The following is a 12,494-nucleotide window of genomic DNA, read 5'->3' as shown; positions in this document are numbered from 1 at the left end:
CAGTAGAAAGAAACAAGAACAATGAATACTCGTCGACTCCCTGTGCTGGTCTCCGGACTGGCGCTGCTGCCCCCGTTCGCCCAGGCCGATTTCCTCACCGACAGCAAGGCCAGCATCGAAGCACGCAACTTCTACTTCAACCGCGACTACCGCCAGAGCGGCGCCGCGCAGTCCAAATCCGAGGAGTGGGCCCAAGGCTTCCTGCTGCGCTACGAGTCGGGCTACACCGAGGGCACAGTCGGCGTGGGCGTCGATGCCCTCGGCCTGCTGGGCCTGAAACTGGATTCCAGCCCGGACCGTTCCGGCTCCGGTCTGCTGCCGTACTCGGCCAGTGACAAGCGCGCCGCCGACGACTACAGCGACCTCGGCCTCACCGCCAAGCTGCGCGCCTCCAAAAGTACGCTGAAGGTCGGCACCTTGCTGCCCAAGCTGCCGGTGGTGCAGTACAACGACACCCGCCTGCTGCCGCAGACCTTCCAGGGCGGCCTCGCCGAGATCAACGAGATTGACGGACTCACCGCGCAACTCGGCCAGCTGCGCGAGGTGAAGCAGCGCGATTCGTCCAACAACGAAGACCTGTCGATGACCCGCGGCAACAAGCGCAATATCGTCGCCGGCAGCCACCTCACCAGCGACCGCTTCAACATCGCCGGCGGCACCTACCGCTGGAACAGCCAGCTGAGCACCAGCTACCACTACGCCAACCTCGAAGACCTCTATCGCCAGCACTACGTGAGCCTGGTGCACACGCTGCCGATTGCCGAGGGCCAGTCGCTGAAATCCGACGTCCGCTGGGCACGTTCCACCGACGATGGCGGGAGCAACGTCGACAACCGCGCGCTCAACGCCATGTTCACCTACAAGCTGGGCAACCAGGCGTTCGGCCTGGGCCTGCAGCGCATGTCCGGCGACACCGGCTTCGCCTACCTGTCGGGCACCGATCCGTACCTGGTCAACTACGTGCAGATCGGCGACTTCGCCAACAAGGACGAACGCTCCTGGCAACTGCGCTACGACTTCAACTTCGCCTCCTACGGGCTGCCCGGCCTGAGCCTGATGACCCGCTACCTGCGCGGCGACAACATCGACCTGCTCAACAGCCAGGGCAACGGCAAGGAGTGGGAGCGCGACACCGACGTCAGCTACCTCGTGCAGAGCGGCCCGCTGAAGAACGTCGGCTTCAAGCTGCGCAACAGCACCTTCCGCAGCAGCTTCGGCAATGACATGGACGAGACCCGCTTCATCGTCAGCTACACCTTGCCGATCTGGTAAGGCGCCAGGCAGCACCGAAAAGCCCCGCTCAGGCGGGGCTTTTTCATGCGTTCGATCCGGGCCTTACCACTTGCTGACGTCGACGACGGCCTTGGCGAATGCTTCCGGCGCCTCCTGCGGCAGGTTGTGGCCGATGCCTCCGGTCAGCGTGCGATGCTCGTAGTGGCCGGTGAACTTGGCCGCGTAGGCCTTGGGTGGCGGATGGAACGCGCCGTTGGCGTCGCCTTCCAGGGTGATGGTCGGCACGCTGATCGGTGGGGCCTTGGCGAGCTTCTGTTCCAGCTCGTCATACTGCGCTTCGCCTGCCGCCAGGTTCTGCCGCCAGCGGTAATTGTGGAGGGTGATGGCGACGTGGTCGGGGTTTTCGAACGCCTTGGCGCTGCGCTCGAAGGTGGCTTCATCGAAGTCCCACTTGGGTGAGGCCTGCTTCCAGATCAGTCGGGTGAAGTCGCGGGTGTTCTTCGCGTAGCCGGCGGCGCCGCGCTCGGTGGCGAAGTAGAACTGGTACCACCAGAGGAACTCGGCTTCCGGCGGCAGCGGTTGCTGGCCAGCGGCCTGGTTGCCGATCAGGTAGCCGCTGACCGCCACCAGCGCCTTGCAGCGCTCGGGCCAGAGGGCGGCGATGATATCGGCGGTGCGCGCGCCCCAGTCGAAGCCGGCGAGCACGGCCTTGTCGATCTTCAGCCCGTCCATCAGCGCAATGATGTCGCTGGCTACCGCGGCGGGTTGGCCATTGCGCATCGTCCGGTCGGAGAGGAAATGCGTGCTGCCATAACCGCGCAGCCACGGAACGATCACCCGGAAGCCTTGTGCGGCCAGCGCCGGCGCTACGTCGACGAAGCTGTAGATGTCGTACGGCCAGCCATGCAGCAGGATCACCACCGGGCCATCCGCCGGGCCATCTTCGGCATAGCCGACATTGAGCAGGCCGGCATCGATCTGCTTGAGCGCCTTGAAGGTGGTGTGTGTACCGGCCTTCAGCGACGCGGTGGCCTTGCTCTTCTCGCTGGCAGCCAGGGCGACGGCTGGCAATTGGGTGGCGGCGAGTGCTACCGCTGCCAGGCGCATCAGGTCGCGGCGGCTGCTATCGAAGTGCTCCGACATGTCTTTTCCTTGTGGGGGTGGGCCGGACAAAGCGTAGGCGAGCATGAATCCTCTGCTGGGAAAATTCCGGGACGAATGGCACGAAAGTGCGCGCTTGAGGGGGTTATTGGCGATTTTTCCCGTGTCGAACCTCTCACCGGGCAAGGAAAAGTCTGGTCAGGGCGCAGGCCCTCGGCTTATAAAACCCCTTCGCCGCTGTAGACCCGCAAGGATGGCGGCCCCACCAGATCAAGGAACGATGATGCGACGAATCACGATGATTCTGCTCGCCGCCGCCCTGTTGCAGGGCTGCGCGCACCAGAAGACCGGCAACCAGTGCGAAGACAACTTCAACACCGAAGGCGGCTTCATCGCCGGCAAGACCTTCACCTCCAATGTGCAGTTGGACATGCCTTACGCCAAGGTCTTCGACCGGGCGCAGAAGACCCTGGTGAAGGAGGGCTTCACCATCCAGACCGCCGACGAGAAGAGCGGCACCATCTCCGCTTACCAGGGCGTGATCCTGAGCAGCCGGAACGCACCGTTGAACATTGTGGTGGAAAAGGCGGGCTCCGGCTCCAAGGTAAGCTATGTCTTCGTCACCCTGGGTGGCATGTACACCACCGAAGGCGCGGTGCGTGACGGCTTCTGCCGGTTCACTGACGGGATTCGGCAGTAAGGCGGCGGGGATTCCTGGCTGGACCTCTGCGGGCGGATGGCGATCGCGGACGGAGTCCGCTCCTACCCAGGTATTAGGTTTCGTAGGAGCGGACTCCGTCCGCGATTGGTTGATCCGCGCGCCTGGCTCATTCACGGAGGGGTCGACAGCACATCGCGGGCGGAGCCCGCTCCTACGCGCGAACCAGCTTCTCTACGAGGTGGCGCGTCAGCGGGGCGATGACCAGCACAAGCGGGAAGGCGATACCCCAACTGGTGAGCCAGGCGCCGAGCCAGAGATGGGCGAAGTCCGCTGCCAGGCCGATGGCGCGCCCGGTGGCGAGGCCGGAGACCAGCAGGCTCATCACCCCGGACAGAATCAGCGCGAACAGCAGCGGAGCGTATCGGCGCGGGATCATGCGTGGGCCTCCTGTTCGAGCTGTGGCTGGTGAAGGCGGCTGAGGGTTTCGGCAAAGTGCTGGCCGAACAGCCGTGCGGTCTTCAGATCGCCGCGGCAGAAGTCCGCGGCGGCCTTGTCGGCCTGGGCCATCAGGCCGGACCAGGAACCCAGGCGGTTGGCGGCCTCCTCGAACGGTACGCCCAGGTGCTGCTCGGGCAGGATCGGGTTGCCGGCCCAGAGCATCCCGTGCTGCATGCAAAAGGTGAACAGCGAGATCAGCGTGGATTGCTTGTCGCCCGCCGGCAGTGCCGAGACGGTGAACCCGGCGGCGAGGCGGCCGCGTAGCTTCTGCTGACGCCAGAGCGGGCCGGTGGCATCCATCAGGGCTTTCAGCGGTGCCGAGACGCCGCCCAGGTAGGTGGGGGAGCCAAAGATCAGGCCGTGGTAGGCGAGAAGGGCATCCGGGCGCTCGATCAGCTCCTGGGCCCTGAGCAGCTGCACTTCACAGCGGGAGACAAGGCTAGCTCCGCTGGCGATGGTCTGGGCGATGCGCTCAGTGCGGCCGCTGACGCTGTGGTAGACGATGGCAATGGTTTTCATGGCTTCTCCGTGGGTGCACGCAAGGTGAAAGCCACATCCCGGGTTGACCGGGATGGGCTTTGGCGTGACCCTACAAGTTCAAGTGAACTTGAAGTCAAGAGGTGATCCATGGACATCGCCGATGTGGCAAAACGCTCCGGCGTGCCAGCATCTACCCTGCGTTTCTACGAGGAGAAGGGGTTGATCGTCTCCCTGGCGAAGCCCGGCGCACGCCGCCAGTTCGCCCCGCAGATTCTCGACCAGCTGGCATTGATCACCCTGGGGCAGTCGGCGGGTTTCAGCCTGGAAGATATCCGCTCGATGTTTGCAGCGGACGGTGGGACCCATATCGACCGGGCGATGCTGGCGGCCAAGGCGGATGAGCTGGATGCCACGATCAGACGCCTGCAAGCGATGAGCCGGGGATTGCGCCATGCGGCGGCCTGCCCGGCGCCCAGCCACGCCGAGTGCCCGACCTTCCAGCGCCTGGTGAAGGCGGCGGCGAAGAGTGCGCTGGAGGGGAAGAAGGAGCGGGGGCGGTTGAGTAAGGGGAAGGTCTGACCCGTTGCGCTTTCGTAGGGCGATTAACCCGGAACGGGTTATCCGCCCTACGGAGGTGAAAGTCCTGTGCGGGGCTCGCCCTCACCCTGACCCTGGCTGCGCGCCCCGCTCCAGAGGGAGAGGGGACTGTACGGTACGGGATGAAAACATGGCGTCAGCCGGCACGGAAAATTCCCTCTGAGAGAGGCTTTCCGTAGGAGCGAGCTTGCTCGCGAACCGCCCAACATTGATGTAACCGGCCGACATGGTTCGCGAGCAAGCTCGCTCCTACAGGGGGAGCTCCAGCGCGGCTTCCAGCCACTCGCAGAACCCCAGCGCCTGCGCATTCCTTTCGCTCTGCTGATGCACCAGCAGCGACCAGTTCGGTCCGCGCACGGTCTGTTCGCTGAGTGGGGCCAGCAAGCCATTCTGCCGAGCATCCCCCGCCAGCAACTGGCTTACCAGCGCAATGCCCAGGCCCTGGCTCGCCGCGTCGAGCAGCAATCCGGGGTCGGAAAAGTTCAGCCCTTCGCTGCGCTGGCCGACATCCGCGCCGCCCTGCACCTGCCAGTGCGCCCAGTCCATTTCCCGTTCACCGTGCAGGGTGGTACGCGACGGCTCCGCCTGTGCCAGTACGGAAGGATGGCAGGCCGGGTAGAGACGATCCTCCAGCAGCACGCGGAAGCGGCATTCTGCCTGGGCGGTGAGGTCGTCGCGCACGGCGATGTCGATGGTCTGGGTGGACATGTCCGGGGTTTCGTCGGTGGTCAGCAGCCAGAGGTCGATCTGTGGGTGACGCGCGTGGAAGTCGCCCAGTCGCGGCACCAGCCAGTGGCGGGCGAAGGCCGGGGTGGTGTTGACCACCAGTTGGTTGGGCTTGCGGTACTGGTCCAGGCGGCGGATGCCCACGGCCAGTTGCTGCAGCATGGATTGTGTGGTGCTGAGCAGGTCGGCGCCGGCGTCGGTCAGCGCCACCTTGCGTCCGGAGCGGTAGAACAGCGGCTGTTCGACGAAGCTTTCCAGGCTGCGGATCTGCTGGCTGATGGCGGATTGGGTGAGGTGCAGCTCCTCCGCGGCCTTGTGGAAACTGCCCAGGCGGGCGGCGGCTTCGAACCCGCGCAGGGCGTTCAGGGGTGGCCAGTGCTTGAGCATGATCGATAAGTTCGCCTAATCAGATTTACGCAAAATCTATCGTTTGTTGTCGCGTTTTTACAGGCCTAGCATTGTGATCAGGCGCCGCTGAACCCTTTTCTTCCGATAAAAATTCCTTACCAAAGGTTTGAGTATGCATCGCAACGACGACATGCAGAACGGCTGGCGCATGCCTGCCGAATGGGTCAACCACGCGGCGACCTGGATGGCTTTCCCGCACAACCGTCCGCTCTGGGAGGGCGGCTGGCGCGTCACCCTGGAACAGGTGCAGGAAGACTTCGCCCGCGTTGCCAACGCCATTGCCCGCTTCGAGCCGGTGAAACTGGTGGTGGACCCGTCCGCCGTGGCCCGCGCCGCTGAACTCTGCGGGCCGAATGTCGAGCTGGTGCCGCTGCCCATCGACGACAGCTGGTGCCGCGATTCCGGGCCGACCTTCGTCTGCCATCCGCAGCACGGCGCGGCCGGTGTGAGCTGGCGCTTCAACGCCTGGGGCGGCAAGTCCGAGCACACCCTGGACGAAGGCCTGGGCCGGCGCATCCTCAACCACCTCGGCCTGGACTGCTTCGGCACGCCACTGGCCAACGAGGGCGGGGCGATTCACGTGGACGGCGAGGGCACGCTGATCACCACCGAGTCGGTGCTGCTCAACCCCAACCGCAACCCCGGCGTGAGCAAGCGCGAGATGGAGGAAATCTTCTCCCGTCTGCTGGGCGTGACCAAGACCATCTGGCTGCCGGGCGACCCGCAATACGTCACCGGCGACATGACCGATGGCCACGTCGATGGCGTGTGTGCCTTCGCCCGCCCCGGCGTGCTGCTGGTTGACGCCACCCATGACGCCTCCAGCACCTATGCCGAAGTGGCCCGCGAGAACCGTCGTGCGCTGGAGCTGGCCACTGACGCCCAGGGCCGCTCCTTCGAGCTGATCGAACTGTTCGAAGCCAGCGCGGCGGTGGACCCGGAAGCGGAAGTGTTCTGTGCTTCCTACACCAACTTCTACCTGGCCAACGGTGCGGTGATCATGCCGGCCTACGGCATCGCTGCTGACGACGAAGCCGCTGCCGTGCTGGCCCGCGCCTTCCCCGGTCGTGAAGTGGTGCCGGTGCGCATCAACAACCTGGCCCACGGTGGCGGCGGCGTGCACTGCATTACCCAGCAGCAGCCGGCGTGGCCGCTGGGAGGCCTGTGATGAGCAAGCTGACCGTCGCCGTGCTGCAGTTCTCCTGCAGCTGGGACCTGCTGCGCAACCTTGCCGAAGCCGAGCGCCACGTGCGCGCGGCGGCGGCCGCCGGGGCAAGGCTGATCCTCCTGCCCGAGCTGTTCGCCACCCCGTACTTCTGCATCGAGCAGGACCACGCCCACCTCGCGCTGGCCCAGCCCTACGACGACAGCCCGCTGCTGCAGCGCTTCGCCAGCCTGGCGGCGGAGCTGAACGTGGTGCTGCCGATCAGCTGGTTCGAGCGCGCCGGCAACGCCTACTTCAACTCGCTGGCCGTGGCCGACGCCGACGGCAGCCTGCTCGGCGTGTACCGCAAGACGCACATCCCCAACGCCATCGGCTACCAGGAGAAGGAGTACTTCAGCCCCGGCGATACCGGCTTCCGCGTCTGGGACACCGCCGTCGGCCGTATCGGCGTGGGCATCTGCTGGGACCAGTGGTTCCCCGAGACCGCCCGTTGCCTGGCACTGCAGGGCGCGGAAATGCTGCTGTTCCCCACCGCCATCGGCTCCGAGCCGGGTGCCGAGCAGCTGGACTCCCGCGACCACTGGCAGACCGCCCAGCGCGGCCACGCCGCCGCCAACCTGCTACCGGTGCTGGCGGCCAACCGCATCGGCGAGGAGGTCGCACCCAGCGATGACGCACTGCGCATGCGCTTCTACGGCTCGTCCTTCATCACTGACCACAAGGGCGCGCTGCTGGGCGAAGCCGGGCGCAACGAGGCCGCCGTACTGGTCCGCGAGCTTGACCTCGACCTGGCCCGCGAGGAGCGCCTGACCTGGGGCGTCTACCGCGACCGCCGCCCGGAAATATACGGCCCTCTGCTCGGCCTCGATGGCCGCCACCTGCATCCACGCTGGCAAGGAGTCTGAACATGAACAAGCACCTGCTGATCGGCGCGCTGGGGTTGTCCCTGGCGTGCACCCTGCAACCGGCCTCGGCGGAGGAGAAGGTCCTGCGTCTGTTCAACTGGGCGGATTACTTCGCTCCTGACACCCTGGCCAACTTCACCAGGGAAACCGGCATCCGCGTCATCTACGACGTGATGGACAGCAGCGAGACGCTGGAGGCCAAGATGATGGCCGGGCACAGCGGCTATGACCTGATCTTCCCCGGCGACACCGTGGCCGAACGGCTGATGCGCGCCGGCGCCTTGCAGAAGCTGGACGACGGCAAGCTCGAACACCTGGGCGACATCGAAGGTGGCCTGCAAACCCTGCAGACCAAGTACCCGTACTCGCGGCATGCGGTGGTGCCGTATACCTGGGGCAGCATCGGCCTGACCTTCAACCGCGCGGCTATCGATCAGCGCATGCCTGGCGCGCCGGTGAACAGTCTCGATCTGCTGTTCAAGCCGGAGATGGCCAAGCACTTCGCCGATTGCGGCATTTCGATGATCGACTCGCCGGACGAAGTTCTGGCCGTGGTGCTCAACTACATGGGGCGCGACCCGCGCAGCGGCAAGCCACAGGACATGGCGGACGCGCTGGCGGTGCTCAACGGCATCCGCCCGTATATCCGCAAGTTCCAGTCGCAGCCGGTGACCCAGCTGGTGAATGGGGACCTGTGCCTGTCGCTGGGCTACAGCGGCGACGTGATCCAGTCGCAACGCGCCGCCGACGAGGCGAAGAAGCCCGAGCGCTTCGAGTACCGCGTGCCGCGCGAAGGCACTTCGGTGTGGATGGACACCATGGCCATCCCCGCCGACGCGCCGCACCCCGAGTACGCCTACGCGCTGATCAACTACCTGATGCGCCCGGAGGTGATGGCGTCGATCAGCAACGCCACCGGCTACCCGACGTCCAACGCCAAGGCACGGCCGATGGTCGAGGCGAGCATGCGCGACAACCCGGACATCTATCTTGATGAGAAGGCCTACGCGCGGTTGTTCCCTGGCAAGGACATCCCCCAGCGCGACATGCGTGCGCGGATGCGCACCTGGACCAGCTTCAAGACCGGCACCGGCGGCTGAGGAGGCGAGGATGATGACACGCAGGAACCTGCTCGGCACCGGCATCACGCTGGCCGCCGGGCTCGGCCTGGGGTTGGGGCGCGTTGCCCTGGCCTCGGGCAAGTGGACCATGCCTGACGAGCACCGCAAGCAGGAGCGGGTGTTCGTCGCCTATGCGGCGAGCGCCGACGTCTGGGAAGACCTCGCCCCGGACGTCAACGCCACGGTGGCGCGGCTTGCCCGCGCCATCGCCGAATTCCAGCCGGTGACGGTGCTCTGCCGGCCGGAACAACAGGCAGAGGCCAAGCGCGCCTGTGGTGGGCAGAATGTCGACTTCCTGCCGGTGCCGGTGGATGACATCTGGGTGCGCGACTACGGCGGTTGCTTCCTCGTCGACGGCACGCCGGGCGGCCTGGCGCTGGCCGATTTCAACTTCAACGGCTGGGGCGGCAAGCAGCACGCCGAGCGCGACCGTGAAGTGTCGGCGGCACTGGCCGAGGACTTGGAGGCCAAGGCCATCGTCAGCGAGCTGTGCGGGGAGGGCGGCGGCATTGAAGTGGATGGCCACGGCACGGCGATCTTCACCGAAAGCTGCTGGGTCAACGACAACCGCAATCCGGGCTGGTCGCGTCCTCGCGTCGAGGCTGAACTCAAGCGCGTGCTGGGGCTGCGCAAGGTGATCTGGCTGCCGGGCATTCGCGGCAAGGACATCACCGATGCGCACGTGGACTTCTATGCGCGCTTCGTCGAGCCGGGCGTGGTGGTGGTCAACCTGGACAACGATCCGCAGTCCTATGACCACGCTGTCACCCGTCGCCACCTGGAGATCCTCAAGACCGCCACGGATGCCGATGGCCGCGCGCTGAAGCTGCACACGCTGCCGCCGCCGATGAAGCCCAAGCCCAGCGCCTACAACCGCGACAACCCGGATTTCGCGGCCGGTTACATCAACTACCTGCCGGTGAATGGCGGAGTGATTGCGCCGAAGTTCGGTGATGCGGCGGCGGACGAGCATTGCCATGCCTTGCTCAGCGAGCTGTACCCGGACCGCGAGATCGTGCAGTTGAACATCGACCCGATTGCCGCCGGTGGCGGCGGCATCCATTGCGTGACGTTGCAGATGCCGGCGGTTTAGCGGTCGGTGCTGATGGCTCTTCGTAGGAGCGAGCTTGCTCGCGAACAGCGTTCCCCGACAGCACCGGTGTCAATCGGGTTCGCGAGCAAGAACTAGGCGTCCCCCTCGTTCCTACAAAGTCGGCGCTGGAGTTGATCCTGCGATCCAGTCGTCAGGCTGGCCTTACGGTGTGGTGAGATCAGTGCACGGCGAAAGCAGCATCCACCAGGGCTGGTAAGGCAAGACCCGCCGCGCAGGCGAGGGCGAAGTCGCGTTCGCCGTGCAGCGGGCCCGGTGCGGGGTTGATGTGCAGGACAGTGGCCCCGGCGCGCCAGGCGATCTGCGGGACTTCGGCCGCCGGGTAGACCACGCCGGAGGTGCCCACGGAGATCAGCAGGTCGCAGTCTTCGGCGGCCTGGAAGGCGTGGTTGAGGGCATTCATCGGCAGGCCTTCGCCGAACCACACCACGCCGGGGCGCAGCGGGCCGCCGCAATGGGCGCAGGCCGGCGGCGGTACGCGGCGCCCTGCCTCAGGCTCATCCGGTACCGGCAGCGCTGCGTCGGGTTCGCGCTGGCAGTCGAAACAGCGCGGGCGCTCCAGTTGGCCGTGCAGGTGGGTGACGTCGTGGCTGCCGGCGCGTTCGTGGAGATCGTCGACGTTCTGGGTGATCAGCGTGAGCCTCGGCACCTTGCCCGCCAGCGCTGCGATGGCCAGGTGAGCGGGATTGGGCTGCGCGCGATGGACGACGCTGCGCCGCCATTCATACCAGCCCCAGACCAGCGGCGGGTCGGCACGGAAGGCCTGGGCAGTGGCCAGGGATGCGGCGTCGAAACGCTGCCACAGCCCGCTGAGGCGGTCGCGGAAGGTGGGGACACCACTCTCGGCGGAAACACCAGCACCGGTGAATACCACCACGTGGTGGGCTTTGCGCAGGGCGTCGAGCAGGGCGGGTTCGAATATCACGGTGCGGTTCCCGGCAGCGTGGGGGCATTTTCCAGGCGATTGCGGCCGGCCGCCTTGGCGCGGTACAGCGCGCGGTCGGCGGCCTCGATGAGCGTGGCGGCGGAGTTGTCGCTGCCGCCGGGCAACGTGGCAATGCCGATGCTCGCGGTGATGCGGCCCAGCGGACTGCCTGCGTGGGTGAGATTGGCCTGCTGCAGGCGCTTCATGAACTGTTCGGCGACGGCAAGGGCACCGTCCGCTGCCGTATTGGGCAGGATCACCGCCAGCTCCTCGCCGCCGTAGCGTGCAGCGAGGTCGCCGGGGCGGCGCACGCTGTCGGCGAGGACGCGGCCGATGCGACGCAGGCAGTCGTCGCCAGCCGGGTGACCGTAGGTGTCGTTGAAGCGCTTGAAGTGGTCGACGTCGATCAGCAGCAGCCCCAGCGGCGTGCGCTCGCGGTGCGCGCGGCGCAGCTCGGCGATCAGGTGGTCGTCGAAGCTGCGGCGGTTCTCCAGGCCGGTGAGGGGGTCGCGGGAGGCGAGGACTTCCAGTTGGCGGTTGGCCTTGATCAGGTCCTCGCGGGCGTCGCGCAGCAGGCGTTCGGTGCCGATGCGGCGCTGGATGGCGAGGATCAGCAGGCTGCCGATCACCACGATGACCATCAGCAGGCCGAAGGCGATGGCGACCGTGCGCAAGGCGTCGGCACGCCAGGCGGCGAGGGCTTCGTCCTTGCCCAGGGCGACCGAGGTCACCAGCGGGTAGCGCTCGTTCTTGCGGAAGGCGTAGATACGCTCGATGCCGTCCAGCGAGGAGGCGAAGGTCGCGCTGCCGACCGTGGCGTTCTCCAGGTACTGGGTGAAGATCGGCGAGCGCGAGAGCACGCGGCCCATGTCGCTCTCGCGGAAGGGGTAGCGCACCAGCACCTGGCCGCTGCTGGTGGCAACGCCGATGGCGCCGGTCTTGCCGATATCGATCTTGCCGAACAGGCGCAGGAAATCCTGCACGCCGAGCGCCGCCACTATCACCCCGGCAAAGTTGCCCTGGGCGTCGTTGTAGCGGCGGCTGACGGTGATCACCCAGACGCCGGTGGAGCGACTGTGGATCGGCCCGTCGATATAGGCCTCCAGCGAAGGGTTGTCGCGATGGTGGATGAAGTATGCGCGGTCGGCGCTGTTGGAGCCGGGCGGGAAGGGGCCGGTAGAGGTCATCAGCCAGTTGCCCTGGGCGTCGTAGATGCCGACGCCGTTGAGCTGCACGAGCAGGTGCTGCTGCCGTTGCACCAGCTCATTGAGGCGTTGCAGCTGCGCAGCGGCGAGGCCTTCGTGCTCCAGGCGTTCGGCGATACCGAGCAGCAGCATGGAGCTCTGCGTGACTATGCCTTCGACGTAGGTATCCAGCGCCTGGGTGAGGTTGAGATTGTGTGTGGTGGTTTCCGCCAGCGTGCGCTCGCGGGCCGACCACAGCTCCCAGACCGTGGCGATGGCGACGGTCAGGCTGATGATCGACAGCAGGAGGATGGCAAGGCGGATGTCGCGTTTCACACTGGCCTCGTTGGGGCGTTCCCTGTGGCGGTCGTCACGCAGG

General features: G+C 66.2%; 13 protein-coding genes. 7 read left to right on the top strand and 6 right to left on the bottom strand.

All coding sequences use genetic code 11. The annotated features are described in order from the left end of the window. The first annotated feature begins 21 nt into the window (after positions 1 to 21). Positions 22 to 1,272 (top strand): OprD family porin, encoded by a 1,251-nt coding sequence (locus G4G71_RS16425; RefSeq protein ID WP_169939117.1) that lies wholly within the window; start codon positions 22 to 24, stop codon positions 1,270 to 1,272. Positions 1,273 to 1,335: 63 nt separating this feature from the next. On the opposite strand, the gene G4G71_RS16420 is transcribed toward G4G71_RS16425, so the two are convergent. Next, positions 1,336 to 2,376 (bottom strand): alpha/beta fold hydrolase, encoded by a 1,041-nt coding sequence (locus G4G71_RS16420; protein WP_169939116.1) that lies wholly within the window; start codon positions 2,374 to 2,376, stop codon positions 1,336 to 1,338. A 241-nt stretch (positions 2,377 to 2,617) separates the two neighbouring features. Between G4G71_RS16420 and G4G71_RS16415 the strand changes: the two genes are divergently transcribed. Continuing rightward, positions 2,618 to 3,034, top strand: a complete 417-nt coding sequence (locus tag G4G71_RS16415; protein ID WP_139093031.1) for a hypothetical protein — start codon at positions 2,618 to 2,620, stop codon at positions 3,032 to 3,034. A 172-nt stretch (positions 3,035 to 3,206) separates the two neighbouring features. Here the strand turns inward: G4G71_RS16415 and G4G71_RS16410 are convergent, their stop codons facing one another. Both G4G71_RS16410 and G4G71_RS16405 read right to left on the bottom strand, forming a co-directional pair. Then, entirely contained in the window at positions 3,207 to 3,431 is a 225-nt protein-coding gene (locus G4G71_RS16410; protein ID WP_169939115.1) for a DUF2798 domain-containing protein, read from the bottom strand. Further along, a complete protein-coding gene (locus tag G4G71_RS16405) occupies positions 3,428 to 4,012 on the bottom strand; it encodes a flavodoxin family protein (RefSeq protein ID WP_169939114.1) in 585 nt (194 codons plus the stop codon). The genes G4G71_RS16410 and G4G71_RS16405 overlap by 4 nt, the downstream gene beginning before the upstream one ends. A 108-nt stretch (positions 4,013 to 4,120) precedes the next feature. Here G4G71_RS16405 and G4G71_RS16400 point away from each other — a divergent pair, with 108 nt between their 5' ends. After that, on the top strand, positions 4,121 to 4,552 hold the full coding sequence (locus G4G71_RS16400; RefSeq protein ID WP_169939113.1) for a helix-turn-helix domain-containing protein: 432 nt from the start codon (positions 4,121 to 4,123) through the stop codon (positions 4,550 to 4,552). A 267-nt stretch (positions 4,553 to 4,819) separates the two neighbouring features. Here the strand turns inward: G4G71_RS16400 and G4G71_RS16395 are convergent, their stop codons facing one another. After that, entirely contained in the window at positions 4,820 to 5,683 is an 864-nt protein-coding gene (locus G4G71_RS16395; protein WP_169939112.1) for a LysR substrate-binding domain-containing protein, read from the bottom strand. Between the two features lie 133 nt (positions 5,684 to 5,816). Here G4G71_RS16395 and G4G71_RS16390 point away from each other — a divergent pair, with 133 nt between their 5' ends. The 4 genes from G4G71_RS16390 to G4G71_RS16375 are packed head-to-tail and all read left to right on the top strand — an operon-like array spanning position 5,817 to position 9,988. After that, the gene (locus G4G71_RS16390; RefSeq protein WP_169939111.1) at positions 5,817 to 6,872 is read left to right on the top strand and encodes an agmatine deiminase family protein; all 1,056 of its coding nucleotides are present in this window, start codon (positions 5,817 to 5,819) and stop codon (positions 6,870 to 6,872) included. Further along, a complete protein-coding gene (gene aguB / locus G4G71_RS16385) occupies positions 6,872 to 7,774 on the top strand; it encodes an N-carbamoylputrescine amidase (protein WP_169939110.1) in 903 nt (300 codons plus the stop codon). The genes G4G71_RS16390 and aguB overlap by 1 nt, the downstream gene beginning before the upstream one ends. Positions 7,775 to 7,776: 2 nt before the next feature. Further along, positions 7,777 to 8,874 carry an extracellular solute-binding protein gene (locus G4G71_RS16380; protein WP_169939109.1) on the top strand — a complete coding sequence of 366 codons (1,098 nt, stop codon included), beginning with the start codon at positions 7,777 to 7,779 and terminating at the stop codon, positions 8,872 to 8,874. 10 nt (positions 8,875 to 8,884) lie between these two features. Next, positions 8,885 to 9,988 (top strand): agmatine deiminase family protein, encoded by a 1,104-nt coding sequence (locus tag G4G71_RS16375; RefSeq protein ID WP_169939108.1) that lies wholly within the window; start codon positions 8,885 to 8,887, stop codon positions 9,986 to 9,988. A gap of 178 nt (positions 9,989 to 10,166) precedes the next feature. On the opposite strand, the gene G4G71_RS16370 is transcribed toward G4G71_RS16375, so the two are convergent. After that, positions 10,167 to 10,928, bottom strand: a complete 762-nt coding sequence (locus G4G71_RS16370; RefSeq protein WP_169942701.1) for an SIR2 family NAD-dependent protein deacylase — start codon at positions 10,926 to 10,928, stop codon at positions 10,167 to 10,169. Then, positions 10,928 to 12,451, bottom strand: a complete 1,524-nt coding sequence (locus tag G4G71_RS16365) for a sensor domain-containing diguanylate cyclase (RefSeq protein WP_169942699.1) — start codon at positions 12,449 to 12,451, stop codon at positions 10,928 to 10,930. Before G4G71_RS16365 ends, G4G71_RS16370 begins: the two co-directional genes overlap by 1 nt. Between the last annotated feature and the right edge of the window lie 43 nt (positions 12,452 to 12,494).

Source organism: Pseudomonas multiresinivorans (genome assembly GCF_012971725.1).
Taxonomy (GTDB): domain Bacteria; phylum Pseudomonadota; class Gammaproteobacteria; order Pseudomonadales; family Pseudomonadaceae; genus Pseudomonas; species Pseudomonas multiresinivorans.
Note: the sequence above shows the minus strand (reverse complement) of the source record. Positions and strands in the feature narration are given on the sequence as shown.

What these genes read in the sequence shown, in the direction of transcription:
- G4G71_RS16405 (WP_169939114.1), bottom strand. Translation starts at nt 4,012, where the DNA reads ATGAAAACCATTGCCATCGTCTACCACAGCGTCAGCGGCCGCACTGAG.
- aguB (WP_169939110.1), top strand. Translation starts at nt 6,872, where the DNA reads ATGAGCAAGCTGACCGTCGCCGTGCTGCAGTTCTCCTGCAGCTGGGAC.
- G4G71_RS16410 (WP_169939115.1), bottom strand. Translation starts at nt 3,431, where the DNA reads ATGATCCCGCGCCGATACGCTCCGCTGCTGTTCGCGCTGATTCTGTCC.
- G4G71_RS16395 (WP_169939112.1), bottom strand. Translation starts at nt 5,683, where the DNA reads ATGCTCAAGCACTGGCCACCCCTGAACGCCCTGCGCGGGTTCGAAGCC.
- G4G71_RS16390 (WP_169939111.1), top strand. Translation starts at nt 5,817, where the DNA reads ATGCATCGCAACGACGACATGCAGAACGGCTGGCGCATGCCTGCCGAA.
- G4G71_RS16415 (WP_139093031.1), top strand. Translation starts at nt 2,618, where the DNA reads ATGCGACGAATCACGATGATTCTGCTCGCCGCCGCCCTGTTGCAGGGC.
- G4G71_RS16380 (WP_169939109.1), top strand. Translation starts at nt 7,777, where the DNA reads ATGAACAAGCACCTGCTGATCGGCGCGCTGGGGTTGTCCCTGGCGTGC.
- G4G71_RS16420 (WP_169939116.1), bottom strand. Translation starts at nt 2,376, where the DNA reads ATGTCGGAGCACTTCGATAGCAGCCGCCGCGACCTGATGCGCCTGGCA.
- G4G71_RS16425 (WP_169939117.1), top strand. Translation starts at nt 22, where the DNA reads ATGAATACTCGTCGACTCCCTGTGCTGGTCTCCGGACTGGCGCTGCTG.
- G4G71_RS16375 (WP_169939108.1), top strand. Translation starts at nt 8,885, where the DNA reads ATGATGACACGCAGGAACCTGCTCGGCACCGGCATCACGCTGGCCGCC.
- G4G71_RS16400 (WP_169939113.1), top strand. Translation starts at nt 4,121, where the DNA reads ATGGACATCGCCGATGTGGCAAAACGCTCCGGCGTGCCAGCATCTACC.